The following is a 795-nucleotide window of genomic DNA, read 5'->3' as shown; positions in this document are numbered from 1 at the left end:
ATCTGAGCCATGCGCTCTTGCTTATCTGCCGGAAACGCATCGAACGATGTGGTCTTCGACTGAGGTACGTAGTTTTTTGTGTCGATCATTGTGATTATCCTAGGATGCTATCGAGAGCACCCCCAGGCGAGTTGATAGCGGTCTGCGAAACGGTGTTCACCACTCCGTTGACCAAACTTTGACCAGCGTTGAACACCACCTCACTGATTAGGTCAGACGAGACGTTTGCCAGATTTATGAATACGTCACCGACTGAGAACGTTACGCGGTTGACGATCCGTGTACTTGCTCCGGACTCCAAAGTATATTGCTCGACCGTCATGGGCCAACACTCAACATATTCAATGACGGCAACCACGGAGTTAGTCACGTCCAACAGATACACGAAGATTGGCTTCTTGTAGTCCGACGGGCGTCCCCAACCACCGCCCATCGTGGCAGCTGCCGTGGCACCAAATGGCGTGAGAATCGTATTGTTCCACGCCTGTAGGTACTTGAATGCTTGGTTGGAAGAGTCCGAATAGATATCGAGACGCAGGTTATCTACGCTGTACTTCGATGGGTACTTACGATCACGACCTTCGCGAAAGATCGTTACTTGATCGTAGACCCGGAGTGGGCATGTAGCACCTTCCACGAAATACCACGGAAGTTGCGCTGAGCTGCTCGTGCTGACCGCACCGCCCATGCTCGACTTCAACACGTCACCTAGCGCGGCCCCAACATTCGATAGAATGGAGCCCGATGTTGGAGATGGTGTTTGCGTAGAACCTGGACCAACGATAGGTAGTTGGC

At 52.2% G+C, this 795-nt stretch carries 1 protein-coding gene; it reads right to left on the bottom strand.

The features are described 5' to 3' along the window. Positions 1-94: 94 nt before the first annotated feature. The coding region (locus AC1RPU_RS07645) for a hypothetical protein (RefSeq protein ID WP_481769589.1) at positions 95-795 on the bottom strand (701 nt) is incomplete at its 5' end.

The organism is Dellaglioa sp. CoH-55-MRSF-7 (genome assembly GCF_056782235.1).
The sequence above is the reverse complement of the archived record's forward strand: the minus strand, read 5'-3'. Positions and strand labels throughout refer to the sequence as shown.